22 protein-coding genes are annotated in these 23570 nt (G+C 70.8%); 7 read left to right on the top strand and 15 right to left on the bottom strand.

Going from position 1 to position 23570, the window contains the following annotated elements:
* Nucleotides 1-21: 21 nt before the first annotated feature.
* From U9J66_RS14565 to U9J66_RS14555, 3 genes are all read right to left on the bottom strand, one after another.
* On the bottom strand, nucleotides 22-501 hold the full coding sequence (locus U9J66_RS14565) for a hypothetical protein (protein WP_326337925.1): 480 nt from the start codon (nucleotides 499-501) through the stop codon (nucleotides 22-24).
* A 130-nt stretch (nucleotides 502-631) separates the two neighbouring features.
* Nucleotides 632-1684 (bottom strand): enoyl-CoA hydratase/isomerase family protein, encoded by a 1053-nt coding sequence (locus U9J66_RS14560; protein WP_017534559.1) that lies wholly within the window; start codon nucleotides 1682-1684, stop codon nucleotides 632-634.
* 228 nt (nucleotides 1685-1912) lie between these two features.
* Nucleotides 1913-2506 (bottom strand): TetR/AcrR family transcriptional regulator, encoded by a 594-nt coding sequence (locus U9J66_RS14555; RefSeq protein WP_014912364.1) that lies wholly within the window; start codon nucleotides 2504-2506, stop codon nucleotides 1913-1915.
* A 495-nt stretch (nucleotides 2507-3001) separates the two neighbouring features.
* On the opposite strand from U9J66_RS14555, the gene U9J66_RS14550 reads away from it, so the two are divergent.
* Both U9J66_RS14550 and U9J66_RS14545 read left to right on the top strand, forming a co-directional pair.
* A complete protein-coding gene (locus U9J66_RS14550; RefSeq protein ID WP_326337924.1) occupies nucleotides 3002-4105 on the top strand; it encodes a WD40/YVTN/BNR-like repeat-containing protein in 1104 nt (367 codons plus the stop codon).
* A gap of 1 nt (nucleotide 4106) precedes the next feature.
* A complete protein-coding gene (locus U9J66_RS14545; protein WP_017534556.1) occupies nucleotides 4107-4391 on the top strand; it encodes a MoaD/ThiS family protein in 285 nt (94 codons plus the stop codon).
* A gap of 8 nt (nucleotides 4392-4399) precedes the next feature.
* On the opposite strand, the gene U9J66_RS14540 is transcribed toward U9J66_RS14545, so the two are convergent.
* The gene (locus U9J66_RS14540; protein ID WP_017534555.1) at nucleotides 4400-5644 is read right to left on the bottom strand and encodes a DUF418 domain-containing protein; all 1245 of its coding nucleotides are present in this window, start codon (nucleotides 5642-5644) and stop codon (nucleotides 4400-4402) included.
* 137 nt (nucleotides 5645-5781) lie between these two features.
* On the opposite strand from U9J66_RS14540, the gene U9J66_RS14535 reads away from it, so the two are divergent.
* The 3 genes from U9J66_RS14535 (at nucleotide 5782) to U9J66_RS14525 (ending at nucleotide 8809) form a co-directional block, all read left to right on the top strand.
* Nucleotides 5782-6999 (top strand): sensor histidine kinase, encoded by a 1218-nt coding sequence (locus U9J66_RS14535; protein ID WP_017534554.1) that lies wholly within the window; start codon nucleotides 5782-5784, stop codon nucleotides 6997-6999.
* The gene (locus U9J66_RS14530; RefSeq protein WP_326337923.1) at nucleotides 6996-7646 is read left to right on the top strand and encodes a response regulator transcription factor; all 651 of its coding nucleotides are present in this window, start codon (nucleotides 6996-6998) and stop codon (nucleotides 7644-7646) included. Before U9J66_RS14535 ends, U9J66_RS14530 begins: the two co-directional genes overlap by 4 nt.
* A gap of 149 nt (nucleotides 7647-7795) precedes the next feature.
* Nucleotides 7796-8809, top strand: a complete 1014-nt coding sequence (locus U9J66_RS14525) for a zinc-binding dehydrogenase (protein ID WP_017534552.1) — start codon at nucleotides 7796-7798, stop codon at nucleotides 8807-8809.
* Nucleotides 8810-8881: 72 nt separating this feature from the next.
* On the opposite strand, the gene U9J66_RS14520 is transcribed toward U9J66_RS14525, so the two are convergent.
* The gene (locus U9J66_RS14520; protein WP_026125002.1) at nucleotides 8882-10348 is read right to left on the bottom strand and encodes an SDR family oxidoreductase; all 1467 of its coding nucleotides are present in this window, start codon (nucleotides 10346-10348) and stop codon (nucleotides 8882-8884) included.
* Nucleotides 10349-10557: 209 nt separating this feature from the next.
* On the opposite strand from U9J66_RS14520, the gene U9J66_RS14515 reads away from it, so the two are divergent.
* Both U9J66_RS14515 and U9J66_RS14510 read left to right on the top strand, forming a co-directional pair.
* Nucleotides 10558-11259, top strand: coding sequence for a hypothetical protein (locus U9J66_RS14515; protein WP_036568048.1), 702 nt, complete (start codon nucleotides 10558-10560; stop codon nucleotides 11257-11259).
* A 53-nt stretch (nucleotides 11260-11312) separates the two neighbouring features.
* Nucleotides 11313-11987, top strand: a complete 675-nt coding sequence (locus U9J66_RS14510) for an HAD family hydrolase (RefSeq protein ID WP_161111131.1) — start codon at nucleotides 11313-11315, stop codon at nucleotides 11985-11987.
* Here U9J66_RS14510 and U9J66_RS14505 read toward each other — a convergent pair.
* The 10 genes from U9J66_RS14505 to U9J66_RS14460 form a co-directional block, all read right to left on the bottom strand.
* Nucleotides 11963-12256, bottom strand: coding sequence for a DUF6221 family protein (locus U9J66_RS14505; protein ID WP_014910635.1), 294 nt, complete (start codon nucleotides 12254-12256; stop codon nucleotides 11963-11965). The genes U9J66_RS14510 and U9J66_RS14505 overlap by 25 nt on opposite strands.
* Before the next feature lie 105 nt (nucleotides 12257-12361).
* The gene (locus tag U9J66_RS14500) at nucleotides 12362-13273 is read right to left on the bottom strand and encodes a transporter substrate-binding domain-containing protein (protein WP_326337922.1); all 912 of its coding nucleotides are present in this window, start codon (nucleotides 13271-13273) and stop codon (nucleotides 12362-12364) included.
* Nucleotides 13274-13294: 21 nt separating this feature from the next.
* A complete protein-coding gene (locus tag U9J66_RS14495) occupies nucleotides 13295-15046 on the bottom strand; it encodes a hypothetical protein (RefSeq protein WP_442789854.1) in 1752 nt (583 codons plus the stop codon).
* Complete coding sequence (locus U9J66_RS14490) at nucleotides 15007-15444, bottom strand: FHA domain-containing protein (RefSeq protein ID WP_326337920.1); 438 nt, start codon at nucleotides 15442-15444, stop codon at nucleotides 15007-15009. Before U9J66_RS14490 ends, U9J66_RS14495 begins: the two co-directional genes overlap by 40 nt.
* A gap of 258 nt (nucleotides 15445-15702) precedes the next feature.
* On the bottom strand, nucleotides 15703-17049 hold the full coding sequence (locus tag U9J66_RS14485) for a vWA domain-containing protein (protein WP_326337919.1): 1347 nt from the start codon (nucleotides 17047-17049) through the stop codon (nucleotides 15703-15705).
* Nucleotides 17033-18295, bottom strand: coding sequence for a PP2C family protein-serine/threonine phosphatase (locus tag U9J66_RS14480; protein WP_014909997.1), 1263 nt, complete (start codon nucleotides 18293-18295; stop codon nucleotides 17033-17035). Before U9J66_RS14480 ends, U9J66_RS14485 begins: the two co-directional genes overlap by 17 nt.
* Before the next feature lie 17 nt (nucleotides 18296-18312).
* The gene (locus U9J66_RS14475) at nucleotides 18313-20604 is read right to left on the bottom strand and encodes a serine/threonine-protein kinase (RefSeq protein ID WP_326337918.1); all 2292 of its coding nucleotides are present in this window, start codon (nucleotides 20602-20604) and stop codon (nucleotides 18313-18315) included.
* Nucleotides 20601-21788, bottom strand: coding sequence for a hypothetical protein (locus U9J66_RS14470; RefSeq protein WP_326337917.1), 1188 nt, complete (start codon nucleotides 21786-21788; stop codon nucleotides 20601-20603). Before U9J66_RS14470 ends, U9J66_RS14475 begins: the two co-directional genes overlap by 4 nt.
* Before the next feature lie 196 nt (nucleotides 21789-21984).
* Entirely contained in the window at nucleotides 21985-22524 is a 540-nt protein-coding gene (locus tag U9J66_RS14465; RefSeq protein ID WP_326337916.1) for an AAA family ATPase, read from the bottom strand.
* A gap of 139 nt (nucleotides 22525-22663) precedes the next feature.
* Nucleotides 22664-23473 (bottom strand): HdeD family acid-resistance protein, encoded by an 810-nt coding sequence (locus tag U9J66_RS14460; RefSeq protein WP_014913048.1) that lies wholly within the window; start codon nucleotides 23471-23473, stop codon nucleotides 22664-22666.
* Between the last annotated feature and the right edge of the window lie 97 nt (nucleotides 23474-23570).

The following is a 23570-nucleotide window of genomic DNA, read 5'->3' as shown; positions in this document are numbered from 1 at the left end:
CCTCTCGGGGGCCGGGAGGGGTCAGACGGCGCCGGGGCGCGGGGCCGGGTACTCGGTCTCCCGGTACCAGTCCTCGGCCGAGGCGCTCTCGTTGAGCACCAGCACCACGATCATGAGGATGAGAAGAGGTGCGAAGTCCCCTCCGGAGAACAGGGCCAGAGCGGCGCCGACACAGCCGAAGACCGCCGTGATCCGTACGAGCAGGCGGGTTCGACGGCCGCCACGCCCCAGGGTCGAGGCCACGTAGAACTCGAAGGCGATCAGCTCCACGACGGCCATGAGGGAGGAGACGAAGGCACCCGTGTAGAGACCGGGATACCCCTCCGCCTGAAGCTCGGGGACGACGTCGAACACGGCCGTGTCCCACGTGACCCTCCAGACCTCCGAGCCGCTCGTCGGCCCCCACCCGGTCAGGACGGCGAGGAGACTCAGGACGCCCAAGGTCGCTCGAATGTAGAGGATCACCTGGATCGCGGTGATGGTTCCGGGCTTGGGGGACATGGGGAGGTCCTCCTCCGCGCTGCTCTGGGCCGAGGCCCTTCGCCCCGGGAACGTACTCCCCTGTGACGGGCCCGAGGGGCGGCCGGTTCGGTACGGGGTCCGGGCGATCCTCCACCCGGACCCTCTCACGTCAGACCAGGCCCAGCGGTCCGCTCGGCGCGGGCGCGAAGGCGCGCTCGACGTCGGCGTCGTCGACCTCGGCCAGCGTCGACGGCGTCCAGGCGGGGTTCCGGTCCTTGTCGACCACCTGGGCCCGGATGCCCTCGGCCATGTCCGGCCCGTTCAGGGCGGCGCAGGAGACCCGGTACTCCTGTTCCAGGACCTCCTCCAGGGACCCGGCCCGCCGGGCCCGTCGGAGCGCGGCCAGAGTGGTCTTCACCGAGGTCGGCGACCTGCTCTCGATGGTCGCGGCCGCCTCGGCCGCCTCCGGGGCGCCGTGGGCGCGCAACCGTGCGACGATCTCCTCGGCGTCGTCGGAGGCGTAGCAGGCGTCGATCCACTCCCGGTCGCGTTCCAGCGTGCCCGCCGCGGGCTCCTCGACGAAGCGGGCCACCACCTCGGCGATGGCGCTCTCGGAGTCGATGGCGGTGAGGGCGACCGCCAGTTCGGGCAGCCGCTCGGACGGCACGTGGTGATCGGCCAGGCCCACGTGGACGGCGTCGGCCGGGCCGACGGCGGTAGAGGTCAGGGCGAGGTGGGTGCCCAGTTCTCCGGGGGCGCGGGACAGCAGGTAGGTGCCGCCCACGTCCGGAACGAACCCGATGGTGGTCTCGGGCATGCCCACCTTGGAGCGCTCGGTGACCACACGAACGCCTCCGTGCGCGGAGACGCCGACACCGCCGCCCATGACCACACCGTCCATGAAGGCGATGTAGGGCTTGCCGTAGCGGGCGATCCGCGCGTTGAGCAGGTACTCGTCCCGCCAGAACCGCGCGGCGCGGTCGTCCCCGGCCAGAGCGCTGTCCCGCATGGCGCGGACGTCGCCGCCCGCGCACAGGCCTCGTTCACCGGCGCCGTCGATGAGCACCGCGACGACCGACCCGTCCTTCTCCCAGCCGTCGAGGGCGTCGGAGAGCATGAGGACCATCTCGTGGTCGAGGGCGTTGATGGCGCGGGGGCGGTTGAGCGTGGCGCGGGCCAGAGCGCCCTCGACCCGCAACAGCACCTTGGAGTCGTCGGTCATCGGGCGGCCCCGTCTCGTCCACGGACGATGGTCGGGTTCATACTCATGATCTCGTCGGTCCCTTCCGGATCTCGAACACACCCTCGGGTCGCGCACGATCCTCTCAGGGGCCGTCCCGTCGGGGCGGTCCGCCCCCGGAAGGTCGCCGCGGCTCCCCCACCCGGCGCGTGAGCACGACGTACGACCCGCGACCACGGCCTCGTCCCCGGGGTCGCGGGTCCTCGTCGATCATCCTCCGAGAGAGCGCAGCAGCCCGTGGGCCTCCTCCACGTGTGCGGGGTGGGCCTCGGGGCTCTCGGCGAGTCTCATGGCGGTGAGTTCGCAGGCCATCGCCGTGTGGGCCGCCAGAACCGCGACCTTCTCGACCGCTCCGGCCTCGACCAGGGCTCCGGCCAGCCGTAGCGCCCGCTGTTGGCGGGTGAGCAGGTAACGGGATCTGAGGTCGACGCTCTCCCGGAGCAGCCGGGCCAGGACGGCCGAGTGCGCCGGAGAGAGCACGGCGTAGGGCTTGGTGACGGTTTCGGCCTCGCGGAGCAGGGCCAGTGCGGCCCCGAGGTCGGAGCCCAGGGGGCGACCCGCCTTGTCGCGCACGTAGGCGCACATGCGGTCCACCTCGTCGCACTCGTCGGCGAAGAGCACCTGTTGTTTGTCGCCGAAGTACCGGAAGAAGGTGGTCCGGCCGACCTCGGCCCGCTCGGCGATGGCCGCGACGGTCACGTTGTCGAATCCGTGTTCGGAGAAGAGTTGGAAGGCTGATGACACGATCATGGCCCGCGCCTTACGGCGTTTGCGCGCGTGGAGCGTGTCGGAGGGGTGTTGCATGAGGCGACCCTATCGATGGAACTCGGTACTTCTCGGTACGCGGGACCGACCATTGGGACGGTGGTCCCTAAACGGACGCGGAAGATCGAGGTGGCGGGAAATCGTCCGGGCTGTTCTAGGGATGGGATGCGTGCGGCACCCGAAGGCCTGGAGGATCTTCGGGGCACCGCTTGTTGGCCCGGGATTTTATTGCAAAGCGTTGGGAGACCGACAACCGCCTTCCGCTGAACGACGAAACCTCTGATCGGAAAGGGTTCCCCCCTGAGGGAAGTTATCCCTCCGGAGGGGTCTCTTTTCCGAGCGGCGCGAATAAACCACCTCGAGTAAATCGTTCGGGTTCCTAACTATTGACTTTTCCATGCGTCCGGAACCCGCCAACCAAGGACATATCTACACCTTCCGGACAGGCTCCCCCGGGGAACCACGGGTGAACGACCGGCGAATGTCACACCCCTGTGTCACAGTGGAGATCTAGGTCACATCATGGGGGGCGTGATGACGTATCTGCTGATCATCGGAACGCGCAAGGGCCTGTTCACCGCGCGCAGCGAGGATCGACGTTCGTGGGAGGTGCTCGGACCGCACCGGCTCGACGAGAACGACGACGCCGGAATGAGCCCGGTCTACACGGTCGGGATCGACCCGCACACGCACCGTCTGCTCGTGGGGACCGAGAGCTGGCACTTCGGCCCGAGCGTCTGGCACAGCGACGACCTCGGCCGCACCTGGACCGAGCCCGGCACCGCGCCGATCGCGTTCCCCGAGGACACCGACGCCTCCCTCGTCCGTGCCTGGCAGTTCGCCTTCGGCCCCGAGCCCGGAACCGTCTACGCGGGCGTGGAACCGCACGCCCTCTTCCGCTCCACCGACGGCGGCGACCACTTCACCCTGGTCCGCTCGCTCTGGGACCACCCGCACCGGGCCGAATGGTTCCCCGGCGCCGGAGGGGCCGCCATCCACACCGTCCTGCCCGGCGTCCTCGGCTCGGGTGAGCGCTTCCCCGAGGCCATCACCGTGGCCATGTCCACCGGAGGCGTCTACCAGAGCTCGGACGACGGGGAGAGCTGGGCGCCCACCAACCGGGGCATCTCCGCCGGGTTCCTCCCGGACCCCGAGCCCGAGTTCGGCCAGTGCGTGCACAAGGTGACCGTCGCGCCGGACGGTTCCTTCTACGCGCAGAACCACCACGGGGTCTATCGCAGCGCCTCCCCCGCCACCGAAGGGTGGCGGCCGATCGAGACGGGGCTGCCCACCGACTTCGGCTTCGCGATCGTCGCCCACCCGCATCGGGCGGAGTCGGCCTTCAACTTCCCCGTGGTCAGCCAGGAGGTGCACCTGCCACCGGAGAACCGGCTGCGCGCCTACCGCACCGACGACTCCGGGGAGAGCTGGCGGGCGATCGACGCCGGACTGCCCGAGGAGCCCTACTTCGGGATCGTGCTGCGCGACGCGGCCTGCACCGACGGGGCCGAGCTGCCCGGGTTCTACTTCGGGACCCGCAACGGCGACGTCTACGCCCTCACCGACGACGAGGAGCGCTGGCACCGTGTGGTCGCCCATCTGCCCGACGTGCTGTGCGTCCGGGCCGCGGAGGTGTGAAATGCGGGTGATCGTGCACCTGCCCGGTCTGTTGCGCTCCGACGCCGACGGGGCCGCCCACGTCCCGGTGGAGGTCGACGGCCCCGTGGCGTTGCGCGGGGTCCTGGACGCCCTGGTCGCGCGTCATCCGGGGCTGGATCGCAGGATCCGGGACGAGCGTGGGCTGTTGCGCAGGTACGTGAACGTGTTCGTGGACGAGGACGAGTGCCGGACCATCGGTGGTCTGGACGCCCCCGTCCACGACGGTGCCGACGTACGCCTGCTGCCCTCCGTCGCCGGCGGCTAGGGAGTGTTCTAGGCCGCGGTTCCGGTGCCGCCCGCGCTCGGAGCGGACGCCACGGCCTCCGTCTCGGCCACGCCCGTCTCGCGCCGCCGCATCGGCATGGGGCGCAGGTGGACGAGGCTCCTCCAGACCCACTCCAGGGGGCCCAGCCGGAACCGGCCCAGCCACCAGCGCGCGACCAGGGCCATCACCACGAAGTAGGTCACGCCCAAGGCGTAGTGGGCGAGCGTCGGGAGCTGCCCCTCGAAGGGCTTCAACACCAGGAACACCGCCGTGCTCGCCAGGTAGACCGTGAGCGTCATCCGCCCCAGCGGGGTCAGCGCCCCCAGGGCCCGGGCGACCCGGCCGTCCCGGCGGACCAGCCACCACACCAGTCCCAGGTAGAACAGCGCCCCGCCCATACCGGTGAAGGTTCCGGAGAGGGAGGTCATCATCTGGGCGCCCGGCTCGATCACGGGCATGCCCTCGGGGGTCATGATCGGCACCCCGTCGGCGTCCATCCTCATCGGGAAGAGCAGGTCGGAGCCGAAGAGGACCACCAGACCCATGACCTGCATGAGAAGGCCCGACCAGATCATCCGGCCGATCAGCCGGGTCCGCCCGGCGAAGTCGGGGTCGAGTTCGGGACGGCGGGCCAGCCACACGCCCACGCAGAAGAAGCCGAGCGTCTGCGGCACCAGGACGATCAGGACGCCCAGGTCGGCGCCCCCGAGGTCCAGCCCGTACTCGAACAGGGGGGCGACGGCGAACAGGCCGACCGCGGTCCAGAGCGGGCGCGCGACCGACCCCCGCAGCAACAGCGGCATCAACGGAGCCAGGAACAACGCGGTGATCGAATAGTGGGTGAGGATGTCACCGGAGAAGACCAGCAGGTGCGGGACGCCGAAGAGCACCCCGAGGACCGCGTAGCGGCGCAGCATGAGCACCAGGGGACGGCCGCCCCGACGGGTGGCGGAACGCCAGGCCAGGACGGCGCCGATCCCGAGCAGCACCATGAGCATGGCCCGGGCCTTGCCGGACATGATCAGGGTCAGGACACCGTCCACGATCGAGGTGAGGGTCCCCGTCTCCCGTTCGCCGACCATCTCCGCCGTGAAGGCGACGGCGGTCACGTTCATCATGACCACGCCGATCATCGCCAGCGCTCGGGCGACGTCCAGGAACGCCACTCGTTCCGTCCGGGCCGGAGGGCGCGCGACCGCGCCCTCGTGTGTCGTCGTGTCCCCGTCCTGGGGGGAGCGGACCGCTTCGTTCATGGGACTCCTCCTCGTCTGCCCGACGAGCTTCGCTCGGCGAGGGTCCCGCGCACATCGACCGAACAGCGGAAAGGTCCGACACCCGCTAGTCCTTTCGGCGGATGTCGACCCCGGCCCGGCGACCTAGTCTGGCCACCATGGCATTGAGCAGGTACCTTCCGTTCGACGCCCGGCCCGTCCTCGGAGCGCGCACGGGGGCGTTCCTGGTGTTCCTGGCCATGGCCGCGTTGTGGTCCCTGGATCTGAGGACGGTCCTGTCCTCGCGGCGGATCACCGACTGGATGGGGCCGCCGCACTCGGCCATGGACTTCGCCCCGGTGATCTCCGGGGCGGTGTGCGTCGTCCTCGTGCTCCTCGTGCTGTGGCCGCCTCGGGGGCACTGGACCACCTTCGTCGTCGGGGCCGCCGTCCCGCTGGTCGTCATCACGACCTCGGTTCTGCTGTGGCCGCTGCCCAAGGGCACCTTCGGCTATCCGATCGTCGCGTCCGAGGGCGTCGGCATGGTCGTGGCCGCGTCGCTGGTGGCCCTGCGCGGTCGGGTCTGGCAGATGCCGGTGGTGGCGACGCTGGTCTTCCTCGCGGTCTGCTCCGACTACCTGCGCGAGCCCTACGTCCTCGACGCGGAGAACGCCCTGCTCGTGGCCGTGCTCGGCCTGGCCCCCGGGCTGTACCTGCGCTGGCGCGCGGTCGACCGTGACGCCCGGGTCCGGCGGATCCGTGCCGAGGAACGGCTGGCCATCGCCCGCGATCTGCACGACGTGGTGGCGCACGAGGTGACCGGGATCGTGGTGCGGGTCCAGGCCCTGCGCCACGTGGCCGACCGCAGACCGGAGATGGTGCGGGAGGCCCTGCCGGAGATCGAGGAGGCGGGCGGCCGGGCGCTGGAGTCCATGCGCGGGATGGTCTCGCGGCTGCGCGGCCCCGAGGAGGCCCCGCTCGCCCCCGACCCGGCCGAGGGTCTGGCGGCCTTGGCCGCGCCGGCCTCGCCCGGCCGTCCTGAGGTATCGGTGCACGCGGACGCCGACGTCGCCGATCTGCCGGTGGAGGTGGGCACGGCGATCCTGCGTATCGCCCAGGAGTCGGTGACCAACGCCCTGCGCTACGCGCGCGGAGCGGATCGGGTCACCGTGGTGGTGGAGTCCGACGACGACACGGTCCTGCTCCGGATCACCGACGACGGTCGGGGAGGAGCACGGAGCGGTGGGCCCTCCGGAGGCGGGCACGGTCTGGTCGGCATGGCCGAGCGCGCCCGCATCCTGGGCGGTACGTTGTCGGCCGGGCCCGACGGATTCGGGCAGGGCTGGACGGTGCGGGCGGAGATCCCCGTATCCGGAGAGAGGGAACGAACACGGTGACGATTCGGGTACTGCTCGCCGACGACCAGCAGATGGTCCGTACGGGGTTCCGTTACATGTTGGACGCCGAGGACGACATCGAGGTGGTGGGCGAGGCCGGGGACGGTGTCGAGGCCGTCCGGCTCGCCCGGGAGCTGCGTCCCGACGTGGTCCTCATGGACATCAGGATGCCGGGGATCGACGGGCTCTCGGCCACCCGTCGGCTGGCCGGGCCCGGTGTGGTCGACCCGTTGAAGGTGGTCGTGGTCACCACCTTCGACATGGACGAGTACGTGCACGCGGCGTTGACCGGGGGCGCGGTCGGCTTCCTCCTCAAGGACGCCGGACCCGCGCTGCTGATCGAGGCGGTGCGGGCCGCGGCCCGTGGGGACGCGCTGGTCTCTCCTCGAATCACGGTCCGGCTGCTCCGGCACTTCGCCGAGGCGGGGGCGCCGACCCCGGCCCCGGACACGGGCGGGTTGACCCCGCGCGAGCTGGACATCGTGCGTTCGGTGGCCCAGGGGCGCACCAACACCGAGGTCGCCTCGGAGCTGTACGTCACCGTGAGCACGGTCAAGACGCATCTGGCCCGGGTCCAGGAGAAGCTGGGCGCGCGCAACCGTGTGGAGGTGGCCGCCTGGGCCTACCGCAATGGCCTCATGGCGTGAGCGGAGAGTCGTCCCGATCGGCCCGCTTGACGAAAAAGTAGGCGGGTTCTGACCCTTATCGCCCGTGTCGTCCACGTACCACCGAATACACGAAGCGTGATGATCGTGGTGGAGATCGTGCCGCCGATACGACTGTGAGGGAATGACCTATGGCCACCATGCGCGCGGCCCGGTTGAACATCACCGATCGGACCCTGAGCGTCACCGACGTCCCCCGTCCGACGCCGGGCCCCGGTCAGGTGCTCGTTCGTGTGAAGGCCGCCGGGGTGTGCCTGTCCGATGTCCACCTCATCGACGGCGGCCTGTCCCCGCTCTACCTGAAGGGCGACACGGTCACGCTCGGTCACGAGGTGGCCGGGGTCGTCGAGGAGACCGGACCGGACGTCACCGACGTCTCCGTCGGCGACCGGGTCGCGCTCCAGGCCGGCGAGCACGATCGCCGCGGCCGGGTGCTCACCCGAGGGGTGGACTACGACGGCGGGTGGGCCGAGTACGCGTTGGCTCGCGAGGACACGCTCGTGCCGATCCCCGACGATCTCCCCTTCGAGCAGGCGGCGATCATCCCGGACGCGGTCTCCACCCCTTGGGCGGCGGTCACCACCACCGGCGACGTGCGTCCCGCCGAGGCGGTGTGCGTGTGGGGCGTGGGCGGGCTGGGCGCCCACGCCGTCCAGCTGCTCCGTCTGGCCGGGGCCGCGCCGATCATCGCCGCCGACCCCGATGAACAGGCGCGTGAACGGGCGCTCGCCTTCGGCGCCGACGTGGCCCTGGACTCCACCTCGGCCGACTTCCTCACCAGGATCGGTCAGCTCACCCACGGTCGGGGGCTGGACGTCGCCTTCGACTTCGCCGGGGTGCCGATCGTCCGTGAACAGGCCGTCCAGGTGTTGGGGGAACACGGCCGTCTGGTGCTGGTGGGGCTGACCAACAAGCCGTTGGAGGTCCAGGACGGCACCCGCTTCAGCTATCTGAGGCAACAGGTCCTCGGCCACTACGGCTCCGAGGGCCGGGACGTCGTCCAGTTGGTCGACCTCGTACGCGCGGGCCGGCTGGACTTCTCCCGTTCCATCAGCGGGGTCTTCAGCCTGGAGCAGGCGCCCGAGGCCGTCGAACGCCTTCAGAACCGGGTCGGTTCCCCGGTCCGGCTGGTCCTTCGCCCCTGACCCGGATCGCACGACGCCGGCCGCCGCCGGGACCCTCCGGCGGCGGCCGCACCCGTGTGAGGGCCGGTCTCCCTACCAGTCGGCCGGGCGGTAGTCCTTGAGGAAGCAACCGTGCAGGTCCTCGCCCAGCTCGCCTCGGACGATGGGGTCGTAGACACGGGCCGCGCCGTCCTCCAGGTCCAGCGGGGCGTGGAAACCGGCCTCGGCCAGCCGCTTACGCTCCGGGTGCGGCCGCTCGTCGGTGATCCACCCGGTGTCGACGCTGGTCATGAGGATGCCGTCGCTCTCCAGCATCTCCTCGGAGCTGGTCCGGGTGAGCTGGTTCAGAGCGGACTTGGCCATGTTCGTATGGGGGTGGCCCGGCCCCTTGTAGCCGCGGTTGAAGACGCCCTCCATCGCCGACACGTTGACGATGTAGGTACGACGGGCCGAGGAGGCCGCCAACGCCGGGCGCAACCGGTTGACCAGGAGGAAGGGCGCGCTCACGTTGCAGAGCTGCACCTCCAGCATCTCCACCGGGTCGATCTCTCCGGCCCTTCGGGTCCAGCTGTTGACCGGGGCCAGGTCGGGCACCAGGCCGCCCGCGTCGATCGCCCCTCCCGCGTGGGCCCGGTCCGGGTGGGCGGCGCCGGTGGTCAACGCCAGCGAGGTCAGCATCTCCGGGGTCAACGTGTGCGGGGCGACCCGGGCGATCTCCGTCTCGTCCGCGCTCTCCAGCGCCTGGGGGCGCACTCCACCGAGCACGAGGGGTTCGGGGAGCCCGGTCCCGGTCAGCGGCTCCGCCTCGGCCGCGATGAGCGGCGCGTAGGAGTCGGGAGAGCGCCGCACGGTCTGCGCGGCGTTGTTGATGAGGATGTCCAGTGGCCCCCGCTCCGCCACCGAGTCGGCCAGCCTCAGCACCTGGCCGGGGTCGCGCAGGTCCACGCCGATCACCCGCAGCCGGTGCAGCCACCGGTCGCTGTCGGGCATGGCGGCGAACCGGCGCACCGCGTCGTTGGGGAAGCGCGTGGTGATCGTGGTGTGGGCGCCGTCGCGCAGCAGCCTCAGGGCGATGTACATGCCGATCTTGGCCCGGCCACCGGTCAACAGGGCGTTGCGCCCGGTCAGGTCGGTCCTGGCGGCGCGACGTTCCCGGTTGAAGGCCGCGCACTCCGGACAGAGCTGATGGTAGAAGGCGTCGACCTCCTGATACTTCTGCTTGCAGATGTAACAGGGGCGGGCCTTGCGCAGGACCCCGGCCAGGGCCCCGGCGCTGCCGCTGGTCAGGGCACGACCGTTGGTCTCGTCGTCGATCCGGTCGGGTGCCGCCGTGGCCGTGGCCGCGAACACCGCCGCGTCGTGGACCTTTCGAGACTCCCTGCGTTCCCTGCGCCGCCGCTCCTTGAGGCTCTTGAACAGTCGGGCCGTGGCCCGCTGCAAGGTGATCGAGTCGGGGTGGTCGTCGGGCAGTTCCTCGGAGCTCGCCAACACCTCCAGGCACACCCGGAGTCTCTCCGGGTCGATACCCTCGACCGTCGTCCGCCCCACCGTCTCCGTCATCTCCGCACCCGTCGCCGTTCCCGAGCTCGTTCTCAGATCATCAGGAACCCTATGCGCAGGAACCGGCCACCGAGGACACACGGAGACCGCGCGCTCGCCGACCGGAGGCCGACGACGTCTTCTCCGAGGTCACACCATATGATCACGACATGTCGACCTCATCCCCCTTCGATCACTCTCGTCCCTCGGACACCCCGCGGAAGGACCCGGTGGCGGAGAAGGGGGATACAAGGCCCGTCGGCTGTGTTCCGACGCTCCTCACCTTCCTCACCTGCGGCGCTCTGGCACCCTTCACCTTCGCCTACATCGGTCTGCGCCACCGGCACAAGGGGGCCCTGGTCGGAGCGGTCTGTGCCTTCCCGGTCTTCCTGTACATCGGCCTCGGCGACGAGACCACCGTGCTCTGGAAGAGCGTCGCCGGCTGCTACATCGTGATCACCCTCATCGCCTCGTTCCTCCTGTACGGCGCGCTCGCGAACGAGGGCGCCCCGAAGGCCCCCGCCTCGGAGGACGACCCCGGGAACGAGCGGTGGCGCGGTGGGATCGACCACGAGAGCCCCGTGGACGCCTCCGTGCGGGAACGCAACGAGCGGGCGATGAGACGCGTCGCCGCCGGGGTCCGGCTGCGCGCCGAGGCGCGAAGACTCCTGGAGGAGGATCCGAGGGCCGCTCGCGAGCTGGGCGTGGGGCGTCCGGACCTGGACACCGGCTACGACGACGGCGGGCTGGTGGACCTCAACCGGGCCCCGGTCGAGGCGATCGCCGATCTTCCCGGGCTGACCCACGAGCAGGCCCTCGCCCTGGACCGGGCCCGTGCGGCGGCCCCGTTCCTCTCCCTGCACGACGCGCTGATCCGGGCCGACCTCCCACCTCACCTGGAGGACGAGATCCACGACCACGTCGTCTTCTGAGACCGCGGGTGGGTAGGTAGAGGGGACCCGGCCCCCACCCCCTTGGAGCCACGATGACCGGACGTCCCGAAGCCCTGGTGTTCGACGTACTCGACACGCTCTTCCCGCTCGGCCCCCTGGAATGGCGGTTCCGCGAGGCCGGCATCCCCCGCGTCCTGATCGCCCGCTGGTGCGACCACCTGATGAGGGACGCGTTCGCCCTGGCCCTTCTGGGCGAGGAGTACGGCTTCGAGGACGTGGCCAGGGGGTCGCTGCGGGCCATCACCGGCCACCAGATCGCCCCGGCCTCCGAGGACGCCATCGTCGCCGGTCTCACCCGGCTCGAACCGCGCCGTGAGGCCGCCGAGGCGCTCTCCCTGGCTCGGGACGCGGGTGTACGGACGGTGGTGGCGAGCCCTCTCGACGAGGCCGGGACCCGGTCGCTCCTGGAGCACGCGGGTCTGGATGTGGAGGTGCCGCCGACGACCGGTACGAGGGTGTGGAGGCCTTCTCCGTCCGCCTATCGCTCCGTCGCCGACGCCTTGGGGGCGGGGCCGGGCCGGTCGGGTCTGGTCACCGCCCACGGTTGGGACGTGGCGGGCGGGCGGGCCGCCGGTCTGGTGACGGGCTGGTCGTCCCATCTGGAGGGGCGTTTCCCCGAACTCTTCGGCGAGCCTCACGTCCGGGGGCACGACCTCGTCACGACGGTCGAGGCCCTCCTGGTCTACTTCTCCCAGGAGGGGTCGTAGTGGGGGTGGCCCCGGTAGACGGCGGCCAGGTGTTTGATGGCCAGTCGCCAGGCCAGGAGTTCCGACCAGGGGTCGCCCTCGACCTGAGCCCCGGAGCCGTCGATGATGCGCATGCTCGCGCCGTGCGCCTCGGTGTAACCCTGGAGGATCCCGCGTTTGGCCGTCACCTCGGCCAGCGCTCGTTCGCGACCGCGTGATCCCACGGGCACGGCCTTGGACGCACGTTCGTCCTCGTCCAGACGTGCCTTCAGGAACTCGACGATGGTCAACGGACAACTCCTCCTCTGTGCCTCCAAAGTCCTACATTCGGTTCAGTATCTTGCATACGACTCTTTCGAGCCACCCCGGCCGCCCGCTCTCACGGCCGGTCCCGGCTATTCGCAGCCCTCGAACTGCGGCACGTTGTAGGTCCGCTCCTCACCGTTCTCGTCGAACTCCTCGATACCGGTCCCTTCGAACCACTTCTCGAACAGTTCCTCGGCGGTCCCGTCCCGGTACATCGTGCTGATCGCCTCGTTGACCCTCTCGCAGGCGGCCACGTCCCCGTAGGGGAGCCCCACCCCGTACTTCTCGTCGGTGAAGGGGTTGTTCACCAGACGGAACTCGCCCGGATACTCGGTCATGAAGCCGGCCAGGATGAGGTTGTCGGTGGAGACCGCGTCCACCTCGCCCTCGGCCAGGAGCTCGATGCACCGGCTGTAGCTCTCGATCTTCGATTCCTCGCGCACATCGATGCCGAGGCCGGCGGTGATACGCGAGGTCGAGTAGGAGCCCTCTCCCTGACAGATGGTGCGGCCCTCCAGATCACGGGCCTCGAAGACCTCATCGTCGTCGGCGCGCACGAGGATGTCCTGTTTGGCCACGTGGTACGGACCGGCGAAGGTCACCCGGGTCTTGCGTTCGGGGGTGATGGAGTAGGTCGCCACCACCATGTCGGCCCGCTCGGGCGTCCCCGTGGGGTCGTCGGTCTCGGGCGTGGGGGACCCGCCCGGTCCGGGTCGGGCCAGGAGACCGTCGCGCCGGGCCGAGGTGGTGCCGATGAACTCCACGTCCTCGATCCCCATGTAGTCGGCGATGTAGCGGGCCACGTCCACGTCGTAACCCTCCAACTCTCCGTCCTCGCCCCGGTCCCCCAGCCTGGGCTGATCCTCCTTGACCGCGATGACCAGGGAGTCCGCGTGGATCAGGGACTCCTCTTCACGGTCGGCGGAGCAGGCCGAGGTCACCGACAGGACGGCGACGGCCAGGGCCGAGACGGACCTCGCCCGGCGATGTCTGAACCACATACGGCTGTTCCCCGTCTCTCGTCAGCGATATTCGGCGAGCCGCGGCCGGACCCCGGCCACCACCAGGGCCAGTAGGACCACGGAGCCGACCGGAAGGCCCCATACCCACGGGGCCACCCTCGCCTCTCCACGTGCGATCGCGGCGTCGAACCGTTTCTCCCGGTGCTCGGCGATCAGCCCGTCCAAGGCGACCGTGTAGCTCTGGAAGGCCCCTTCCTCGGGATCGGTCTCACCCGGCCGTTCCTTCGGACCGATCACGCCCAACCGGATCTCGATCGCCTTCTCCAGGTCCCCGTCCCTCATGGCCTCGCGCATCTCCCGATCCTCGGCCTGGAGATCGTCGTAGGCGTCCAGCACCCGGGCCAGTCTGGCCTCCTGTGCCGCCGAGGACCGCTCCTCGTCCCCCCGGCCCAGGTAGCCGAGGGCCCCCGGGTCGTTCTGGAGTCCTTCGAGTTCCTCGGGGGGCTCGGGGAAGGCCTCGGCCACCTCTCCGACCCTCTCGTAGTAGTCCTCCAGGGTGTCCGCCGGGCGGAACAGCACCTGTTGGGAACGTTCCAGGTAGACCTGTTGGTGGTTGTCGGCGCGTTCCACGTCGATGAGGTAGCGGCTCTGGTCCGCCTGCATGTCCATGCTGACGGCCCCGGCCCGGGCCAACGCCATGACCTCCTCCAGCCCCTCCTCCTTGGCGATCCTCTGCTGTTCGGAGCCGCTGCCGAGCGTCCAGACGACCCCGACGGCGAGCAGGATCGTTCCGGCGCTCGCGATGAGCAGGGGGATGTTGAGGAGGCGGCGGAAACGTGCTCTCAGATAGACCTGGAGCCCGACCAGGAGCACGAGCGCGGCGATCCCCCCAGCCCCCACCCACACCTGGCCGAGGAGCATCGAGGTCCGACCCTCCTCGTGGTCGACGCGCACGATCGCCGAGGATTCCAGGCCCAGGTTGAAGGCCTTGGGCAGGAGTTCCTCGTGCATCACCCGGGTCGCCTGCCGATAGGCGGCGAGGGCCTCGGGGTCCACCTCCCCGGGTGCCGCTCCGGCCATCTCGTTGAGCCGGAGCGCCTCCCCGACCAGCCGCTCGTAGGCGCCCATCCGGTCCAGGACGGCCCGGATGTTGTGATCCTGGGTGGTCCCGCCCTCGTTCTCCGACCCGACGTTCTCGTCATCGTCGTTCGTGCCCTCGTCCGCCCCGGCCTCGGCGCGCGTCACGTCGCCCCCGGCCTCCCCGGTCCCTTCGGTCTCGTGGGTGGCGCTCGCGCTCGCCTCCGCTTCGGGGGCGGCCTCGTCGGAGGTCTTGCTCTCGGCGAGCAGCGCCGCCTCGAGAATGGCGTCACCCGCCTCCTCCCGGTTGGTCTCGTACTGTTTCAGGGCCCCCTCCCTCTGGGGTTGGAGGGCCTCGTCGGTACCCATGAGCAGCAGGTCGGCGACGCAGGCGTCCATTCCGGCCAGCGACAGATAGAGCTCGGTGGTGGCCATCGCCTGGGGTCCCGCCTCCTCTCCGAGAAGGGAGAGACTGCCCCGGGCCCGATCGAGCGTGACGGCCGAGGCCGCGAACAGCCCCACGATGGCGACGACGCAGAGGAAGGAGAGCGTCCACACCCGCACAGGGGTGGTGCGCAGGGCGGCGAGCGCCCAGGCCCGGCCGCCGCGCAGTCTCCGGACCGAGAGGTCCGTGATCGGGCGCGGGGAGACGCCCTGTTCGGGACGTCCCGCTCCCGACTCTGGTTCGGGGGACTTCAACGGCTCCACCCTTTCTGGAGGATGATGACGGTCCATGCGCCGAGGTAGATCCGGTCGCCGTCGTTGAGGGGGACCGCCACGTCACGACCGATGGGGTCGGCGGTCCCGTTGATCGTGGTCCCGTTGGTCGAGCCGGGGTCGATCAGGGCCCAGGTCCCTCCGGGGCGGGCCAACAGGACCGCGTGGATCTGGGAGACGGCGGGGTCCCCTCCGGTACCGCCCAGATCGATCTCCGGCACGAGACCTCGGGCGCGGTTCCCCCGGCCGACGCGCACCCGCTCTCCTTCGAGGGGCACCCCGCGTCGACGGAGTCCGGCCGGGAAGACGATCCGTTCGGGGTCGAGCATCCCCTGGTCCACCATGTACTGGTAGTAGGCCGGGTCTGCGCCGACGATCGCACGCCAACGCGCTCCCCCTCGGCCGCCCTCGTTCACGGGGGGTTCGGTGGCGCGGGCGGAGAAGTCGTACCCGCACTCCTCGCAGAAGCGGCCGATCCGGGGCGTGCGGCACTCAGGGCAGGGGCCTCCTCGTTGCGCGGATCCGGGGGGCGGGGGGCGGGGCGGGCCGGCGGGACCGTGCCACGCCGGGGTGGGGGGTGTGTCGGACGGGGCCCGAAGGCGTCGCCCACAGATGTCACAGAAGTCGATGGCCGTGGAGTGATGCCCGGACGGGCAACTCGGCATGGGTCCCTCCTACACGGGTCCGGGGGTACCGTCGCCGACCCGTCCGTTCATCCGGGGTCGTGTGCGTACGGTCCGAGTCGAGTCGATGTCGAGGGTCATCTCGTCGACCTTGTCGACGCCGGGTTTGAGGCGGACGGTCCCGGTGGACGGATCGAGCACGTCGACGACCCGTCCGAGCAGCCTCTGCGTCTCCTCGTCCCCCGCCCCGTGCGCGAGCTCCACTGCGCGTCCGAGCCGAGTGGTGGCGGTCGCCTCGTCTCCTCCGCGCCGGGCCGCGAGCCCGTCCTGGATCGCCCGGGCCATCTCGACCCGGCCGGTGTAGTGGGCCACCCGGGTATGGATCCCGGTGGTGCGGTCCTCGTCGGCGGTCCATTCGGCGAGGATGTTCCCCGAGGCCGGGATCCGGTCCTGCTCCGGTGTGGGGCCGGGCAGGACCACGCGCACCCATCCGGCGCGCAGGCGTCGACCCGGGGCTCCCGGTTCCACCTCGACGCAGATGTGATAGTCGCGGTTCTCGGTACCCCACGATCCGGTGGGGTGGTCGCGGGCCATCGGGACCCGTTCGACACCGCGTTCGGTGAGGTCCTGGACGGTGGGCGCGACCTGCTTGACGTAGCGCACGATGGAGTTCTTCGGGGTCCACAGCCGTAGCGCGACGTCGGCCACCGTCTTGCTCATGGAGGTCCGGGTCATCGCCCGGAAGTCGGCCGCCATGTCGGCGGGATCGGCGATGATGTCGGGGCCGGAGCCGAGGAACGCGGAGTCGATCCGGCGCAGCTCCTCCACGTCCCAGTCGGTGCCCACACCGCGACAGTCGCAGACGAACGCGCCCTCGAACCGCCGGAGCACCTCCTCGAAGGAGTCGAACATCTCGTTGTTGCGACCATCGGTGAGAAGGATGGCGTGTTTGATGCCGTCGACGCCCTCGAACAGGCGCGCGGCCCTGGTCAGCCAGACCCCCATCCGGGTGCCTCCGTCCGCATCCAGCCCTCTCAACGCCTCCAGGGCCTCGGCCCGGGTCGAGGCGTCGAGCTCCACCGTCCGTTCGTCACGGGGGTAGATCATCCGCGCCTCGTGGGAGCCGCCGATCACCGCGAACCGGACCCCGTCGCGCAGCGTCTCGATGGCCGCGCGCGCCGCCCGTCCGGCCGCCTCGATCTTCTCGCCGTACATGGAGCCGGAGGTGTCGACGATGATCACCTCGCAGGCGCGCACGGAGGGATCGACGGACTCCGGTCCCCGCGAGGACACGTTCACGATGGCGTGCACCTGCCCTCCGCCCGGCGGCAGGCAGGGGTTCTGGAGGACCTCGACCCGGAACTCCGGTTCGGTGCCGAGGTCAGGCGTGCGCGACACGGGCACCTCCCGGGGATACGGGGATGACGACGACCGTGATGTTGTCCTTGCCTCCCGCCCGTAGGGCGAGTTCGACGTAGGTACGCGCGGCCTCCCGAGGCCGTTCGCCGGCGTGGGGCACGGCCTCGGCCAGCTCACGCGCCTCCGGGTGGTAGTTCCAGAGACCGTCGCTGCACAGCACGACGGCACCCGGCCCGGTCGGGGCCACGGTGGACACGTGCGCGTCGATCTCGCCCGAGTCCGCCCCCATCCATGCGATGAGCGCGTGGGCGTTGCCCGAACGCATGGCCTCCTCGCGGGAGAGGGCTCCCATCTGCACCATCGCCTCGCTCCAGGAGTCGTCCCTGGTGAGCAGGGTCGAGGGGCTGGAGCCGGGGCCGTCGGCGAGCCAGTAGGCGCGACTGTCCCCGACCCACCCCACGGTGACCGTGCCCGCTCCGGGGTCCACGACCGCCGACACGAACGTGCAGGCCGGGGCCGAGGAGGGGGAGTCCGCGATGGCGGAGACGGCCCGTGCCGCGCGGGTCATGGCCTCACCGGTGGCCTCGCGGGGCTCGACGCCTCGACGCATCCCTTCGGCGAGCACCGCCACGCCCGCCTCCGCGGTGACCCTGGAGGCCTCGTCCGAGCGGGGCGAACTGGACACCCCGTCGCACACGACGGCGACGATGGTGCCCGGAGCGTGGGGGGCGTCGTCCGCGACCGCGCGGATCGCCATGGCGTCCTCGTTGCGCCTGTGTCGCAGCCCCCGATCGCTCACCCCGTGGGCCACGCCCGCCCGCGTCTCGACGTGGTCGCGCCCCGAGGGTTGCAGGAGGGCGCACTTCTCGCAGTAGCCGGTGACGACCCGTCCGGGACACCAGGCGCAGCGGCCGGGGTCGTCCGTCGAGGACGCTCCACCGGTCGAGGGGCGAGGCCGTTCCGCCTCGGTCGGGGCGGGGCCGCTCCCCCGCTCCGGTCCCGGAACGACGGTGTCGCGCCGGATGTTCAGGGTGACCTGCGCGTCGGGTTCCTCGCGAAGGTCGTCCGGGGTCGCCCCGGCCAGACTCTCCTGGGGGACGGTGGGCATGTCGTCCAGGGACAGCACCTTGGTCTCCTGCGCGTCCCCGTTCGAACGCCCGTCCCGCCCGGCCTCCGCGGAGGCACGCGCGCGCACCTCCTCCGGAAGACCGCGGCCGCAGCCCTCGCAGAAGACATCGCCCGCCGACACACGGTCGGAGCATGCGGGACACCGCACCATCGTCATCGCCGTTCCTTCGCTTCTCACCACAGCGTCACAGGGCGCCGGGAGTTCGCCCTGTCGACGAGTCGGTAGCGTTCCGCGAGCCTCCCGGACCGATGCGCCAGAGAACGGTAGCGCCGTTCCAGGTCGGTCCGGACACCCCGCGAGGTGAACGGGCCGCCCAGGAGCAGGCCATCGGGCGGAGGGGCTCCCCCCTCCTCCAGCCAGGCCAGGGCCGACTCCAGGACCCGGACCGCCAGCCGGTCGGTGGACTCCCCGTCCAGGCCGAGCCGCTCCAACCGTTCCCCCGCCCTGATGAGGTCGGTGCCGTCACCGTCCTCGGTGGCGAGCAGGGAGATCAGGGCGGTCTGGGCACGAACGTACAGGCTGGACAGTTCGGGCACCGTGTCCAGGACCCGCAGGGCCGAGGCCCGATCGCCCTGGGCGATACGGATCCGGGCCAGGCCGAAGGCGGCGCTCACATAGGAGTGGTCGGTGGACCACACCGTCGCGTACTGCCGGGCCGCGATCTCGTGCTCCCCCGTGCGTTCACAGGCGATGGCCAGTCCGAGCTTGGGCGCGCTCTCCCCGGGCAGATGGGCGTAGAGCTCGTCGAAGTGGTCCCGTGCCTCGTGGAAGCGCCCCATGCTCAACTCGGCCACGGCCAGGTACCACATGGTGCGCCAGTCGCCGGGGATCGTGGTGCTGAACCTCTGGAGGACGTCGAGGGCGGCGCCGTGGTCGCCGACGGCCAGCAGCGCCCGGGTGAGGGCCAGCAGCGTCTCCGGGGTGAGCTCCGTGGCCGATCGGAGGGTCGGGATCAGCTCGGTGGCGGGCATGCCCGCGAAGCCGCGCAGGAGCTGCGCCGCGGGGTCGGACTGGTCGATCAGGGGCGCGGGCAGCAGGGCGGAGGCCTCGGTGGGCGAGGGCGGGGCGAGCACGCGGTCGACGTCGCGCGTCCCGGTCTCGGCGCCGCCGGTGTAGTTCTCCGGACCGAAGAGCACCGAGGCCGCGGCGTGGGGCGTGCCCTCGATGTCGGAGAGGACCTCGCGCAGCACCCCGGTGAGCTGATCGGCCATGTCCCCCGCGTCGTGGAAGCGGACGTCGGGCGACAGGTGGGTGGCCCGGCGAAGGAAACGGTCGAAGGACTCGTGGCGCCTGAGCAGGGGGGCCTCGTGCGCGGACGGGAGGCTGTGGAGGTGCTCGCGGGAGAAGGGGAAGTGGAGGGAGAGCACGGCCAGGGTCCGGCCCACGGAGTACAGGTCCGCGCTCACGCTGGGTCCGGGCCCCCGGAGCTCGGCCTCGGGGACCCGATAACCGGGGGTGGTGTAGACCGGGCTGACGGTGTCGTCCATCCGTCGGACCCCGCCCAGGTCGATGAGCTTGATGAACTCCTCGCTCTGGATGACGTTGTCCGGCTTGAAGTCGCAGTAGAGCAGACCCCTGGTGTGCAGATGGCCCAGCGCCCTCAGACACTCCAGCCCATAGGCGATGACCTGTTCGACGGGTAGGACCTCGGTCCCGGTGCCCTGCTCCCTGCGCTCCTCCAGAAGTTGCCGCAGGGATTTGCCCCCCACGTACTCCATGACGATGTGCCCGCCGGGGATGCCGGTGCGCGGGTCCGGATGTTGGGAGAAGTTGATGATCTTGACGATGTTGGGGTGCTCGACCTCGGAGAGGAAGGCGCGCTCGGCCGCGGCCGCCTTGTGCGCCTCCGCGTCTCCCGCGTTGAGCAGCCCTTTGAGCACGACCCACCGGTCGTTGACGTTGCGGTCCCGGGCCAGATAGATCCAACCGAGCCCGCCGTGGGCCAGGCAGCCGAGCACCTCGTACTGCCCTCCGACCACGTCTCCCCTGACCAGTTTGGGGACGAAGGAGAACTGGGTGCCGCACTGGCGGCAGAAGCCCTCGGTGCGCCCCGGCCGGTCTCCGAGGGCCCGACCGACCTGATCGCCGCAGCCGCCGCAGAAGCGGTTCTTCTCCGACACGACCGGCGCGACCATGATCGCCTCGGAGGGGTCCTTCGTCGGGACCGGCGGGATCTGGACCAGACCCATGCCGAGCATGCCGCGCCGGGCGCCGCGCCCGAGGGAACGTACCCCGCGCCCGCCGTCCAAGGTGTCGGAGACGCTTCCGGGGTCGGATCGGCCCGAGATCCGGATGTCGTCGGAACCGATCGGATGCGAGAACGCGAAGGGTTCGCCGGGGCTCGGCACCGGCGCGGGGCGCCGCGACCCCTGCTCCCGGTCCGTCCCGACGGGCTCCAGCCCGCACACGTCGCAGAAGCCGTCCTCGATCCGCCCCCGACACCCGGGGGACGCGCACTCGCTCATCCGCTCGCACCGTCCCGGTCCCCGGCCTCGTCGTCCGGGTCCCGGCCGTTCGCGAGTTCTCGGAGCGTCCTGTCGTACACGGTCAGGGCCGTGGTGGCCGCCCTCAGATCGCTGGGCGCGCTCCACAGTTCCCAGTGCGCGCGTACGTACGGGGCGACGAGACGACGGTGGCCGTCCAGCCCCAGACGCGCCGCTCGGGCCCGGCAGGAGTCCAACCGCCCGCGCAGTTCCGCCCGACGCTGAAGGAGTTCGGTGAGGACCCGGCCCTGCTCGCGGAGGGCGTCCTCGACGTCGTGGACGGCCTGCTGGATCCGGCCCAGCCGGCTTCCCAGCTCCCGCCAGTCTCCCCGGTCGCGCAGCTCGTCCATCTCGGCGACCGCGGCCCGAAGGCCGGGGACCGGGTCGAGGCGTTCGCTCGCCTCCGGAGAGGAGATCTTCTCGACCACGCGGGCGCGAAGCCTCTCGGTGCGCAGGGCGGCCTGTTCGACGTCGTCGATGGCCCAGGTGAGCCGCCGGACGCTCTCCTCATAGGAGTCGCGCATGCGCAGGGCGTCGCGGAGCTCGCCGCGTGTCCGGTCCAGGGCGTCCCGGAGCAGGAGCAGCGCGGAGGTGTCCACACCGTCGTCGACGACCAGGGCGAGCGGGTCGCCGTGCACGGTCTCCCCGATCCGTTCCAGGTTCTCCCGAAGCCCTTCATGGGCGTCCGCGGGCAGCTCGACCATGTCCGAGAGGGTGCAGACCTCCTTCCACATGGCCTCCAGCTCGCCGAGCCTGGGTTGGAGGACGTCCCACGCCGTCTCGATCGCGGAGACGGTCTCCGTGACGGCCTCGTAGTCGCCGGTCATCCGGGCGACCGCTTCGGCCGGGGCGACGTTCTCGCCCGTGGGAAGGGCGACGGACGCACCGGTGAGGAGGAGATCGAGTTCGGCCCGTGGATCCTCACCGCCGGCACCGCGTACGTGAGCGGCTCGCTCGACCACGGCGGAGAAGGCCTCGTGGCTCTTCCACAGGCGTTGGACCCGGACGATCTCCGGTTCCCAGCGGCGTCTGGTCTCACCGGTCAGATCGGCGCCCTGGATCAGGCGATAGGCCCCGTGCCGGTCCAGTTCGGCGAGATCGAGGGCGACGCGCGCCGCCTCACCGCGAACGCGGTTGAGCGCGTGATCGATCCCCTCCCAGCTCATGGCCGGTCTGTCGAATTCGGACGCGCTCGCCACCTGCCGGATCACCCCCACCGAGCCGCCGTACTCCGACTCTCCACTCTTCGTGCTTAGAACGAGTGTGGCGTCGCACCCCCCGAACCACAAGGGATTCCCGCGTTACGGCCACGTACGGCCACACGTGTGTCGAGGGCTCCCCCGAGGTGTTCCGCCGATCCGGTCATCCCCGGGCGAGGGTGTCCAGAACGAAGCGGGCCCGCTCGACTACGGGGACCCTGGGCAGGAGGACGACCTCGTAGCCGCAGGAGGGGTAGGCCTCGCGCATCGCCTCGAAGGTGCGTTCGGCCTCCTCCGGGGACTGGTGCCGTTCTCCGTCTCCGGAGAAGATCTCCGGCCAGGGCGGGGCGAGGAGGACGCGACGGTGGTAGCGGAACAGTCGGGCGGCCTCCCGTACGTGCTCGGGGACGGGACACCCTTGCAGGAGGTGGTAGCCGATCAGATCGGGCACGCCCCGATCACAGAAGACCGGCCCGTCGAGGAGGGAGGCCTCGCGGTGCGAACGGATCTCCCAGGAGAGCATCAGTTCCGCGAAGAGGGCGTCGTCCCGCCAGGCCAGACCCGGGCCGTCGATGTCCCGCTGGTCGCGGATGATCGCCCGCCCGGCCTCCACCGTACGCGCGTACCCGAGCCCGGCCAGGTGATCGATGAGCGTCGTCTTGCCCGAACCCGGGCCTCCGGTGACGACGACGAGATGGTCCATGAGGGGTCCTTACGTTCTCTGGGGGTGGCGCCCGGACGGGCCGGGACACGGAGGAGGGCCGAGCCGATCGCCCCGGTCCTCCGGGACGGCCGACTCGGCCCTCGATCGATCTCGGTGGGACGTACCCCCTGGAATCCTCTCAGAGGGCGCCGGGGTCGTCGGGGCGCTTCTTCGGCGCGCGGTGACGCCCCGCCCTCGGGTCGACCGTCTCGTTCTCCTCGGTGTTCTCACGCGGGGCGTTCCGGTCGCCTTCGTAGCCGGCGCGGTAACCGTCGGCGTACCCCTCGTCGAAGGGGCTCACCTCCCGCTCCTCCTCGGAGGTCCCCTCCGTCTCGGCGGTCGTCCGATCGTCGGCGTCCGCGGTCATCGCGCCGCCCTCGTCCTCGGCGAGGGTGTCGGCCGACCCCTTCAGACGGAAGCCGGCCACGGCCATGACCACACCGAAGACGATCGCGTAGACCGCGACCACGAGGACGACGGCCTGGGCGCCGGCCAACGGCCAGAACCACAGCATCAGACCGAAGATCACCGACAGGGCTCCGACGAAGATCAGCATCCATTCGGAGTCGATGCGGGAGCGCAACCGTACGGCCGTGACCATCTCGGCGATACCGGTGACGATCGCCCAGGCACCGATCAGGAAGACCAGGGCGAGGATCGCGACGACCGGCCAGAAGAGCGCCCCCAGACCGAGCAGGACGCCGATCACCGACTGGACGATCAGAGGCGTCCTCGTGCCCGGCTCCGCCCGGTAGGCGAAGACTCCCAGGGCGATGCCGTCCACGAGCGCGTAGACACCGAAGACGATGGCCAGGGCCAGCAGGGTCATCCCGGGCCAGATCAGGGCCAGAAGGCCGAAGATCACGGCCGCGCCACCGCGTACGACCAAGACCCACCAGTGCCGGCTCAGCTCACCGAGCATGTCACCGGCCAACGCGTTCCGGACCATGAGCAGATCCCCCCTCGTGCGGCCCCGCATCTGTACGGGGTTGCTCTTTGCCACTTCCCTCAACGTCGCACACTGATGACAGAAAGTACGCAAAGGA

This window comes from Nocardiopsis sp. LDBS1602, from assembly GCF_035818715.1.
Taxonomy (GTDB): Bacteria; Actinomycetota; Actinomycetes; order Streptosporangiales; family Streptosporangiaceae; genus Nocardiopsis; species Nocardiopsis alba.
The sequence above is the reverse complement of the archived record's forward strand: the minus strand, read 5'-3'. Positions and strand labels throughout refer to the sequence as shown.

Coding starts and splice junctions, on each gene's coding strand:
- U9J66_RS14470 (WP_326337917.1), bottom strand. CDS start 21,788: ATGAGCTGGGAGGGGATCGATCACGCGCTCAACCGCGTTCGCGGTGAG.
- U9J66_RS14545 (WP_017534556.1), top strand. CDS start 4,107: ATGCGGGTGATCGTGCACCTGCCCGGTCTGTTGCGCTCCGACGCCGAC.
- U9J66_RS14480 (WP_014909997.1), bottom strand. CDS start 18,295: ATGACGATGGTGCGGTGTCCCGCATGCTCCGACCGTGTGTCGGCGGGC.
- U9J66_RS14555 (WP_014912364.1), bottom strand. CDS start 2,506: ATGCAACACCCCTCCGACACGCTCCACGCGCGCAAACGCCGTAAGGCG.
- U9J66_RS14500 (WP_326337922.1), bottom strand. CDS start 13,273: ATGTGGTTCAGACATCGCCGGGCGAGGTCCGTCTCGGCCCTGGCCGTC.
- U9J66_RS14560 (WP_017534559.1), bottom strand. CDS start 1,684: ATGACCGACGACTCCAAGGTGCTGTTGCGGGTCGAGGGCGCTCTGGCC.
- U9J66_RS14565 (WP_326337925.1), bottom strand. CDS start 501: ATGTCCCCCAAGCCCGGAACCATCACCGCGATCCAGGTGATCCTCTAC.
- U9J66_RS14525 (WP_017534552.1), top strand. CDS start 7,796: ATGGCCACCATGCGCGCGGCCCGGTTGAACATCACCGATCGGACCCTG.
- U9J66_RS14535 (WP_017534554.1), top strand. CDS start 5,782: ATGGCATTGAGCAGGTACCTTCCGTTCGACGCCCGGCCCGTCCTCGGA.
- U9J66_RS14550 (WP_326337924.1), top strand. CDS start 3,002: ATGACGTATCTGCTGATCATCGGAACGCGCAAGGGCCTGTTCACCGCG.
- U9J66_RS14475 (WP_326337918.1), bottom strand. CDS start 20,604: ATGAGCGAGTGCGCGTCCCCCGGGTGTCGGGGGCGGATCGAGGACGGC.
- U9J66_RS14520 (WP_026125002.1), bottom strand. CDS start 10,348: ATGACGGAGACGGTGGGGCGGACGACGGTCGAGGGTATCGACCCGGAG.
- U9J66_RS14540 (WP_017534555.1), bottom strand. CDS start 5,644: ATGAACGAAGCGGTCCGCTCCCCCCAGGACGGGGACACGACGACACAC.
- U9J66_RS14495 (WP_442789854.1), bottom strand. CDS start 15,046: ATGGACCGTCATCATCCTCCAGAAAGGGTGGAGCCGTTGAAGTCCCCC.
- U9J66_RS14510 (WP_161111131.1), top strand. CDS start 11,313: ATGACCGGACGTCCCGAAGCCCTGGTGTTCGACGTACTCGACACGCTC.
- U9J66_RS14460 (WP_014913048.1), bottom strand. CDS start 23,473: ATGGTCCGGAACGCGTTGGCCGGTGACATGCTCGGTGAGCTGAGCCGG.
- U9J66_RS14465 (WP_326337916.1), bottom strand. CDS start 22,524: ATGGACCATCTCGTCGTCGTCACCGGAGGCCCGGGTTCGGGCAAGACG.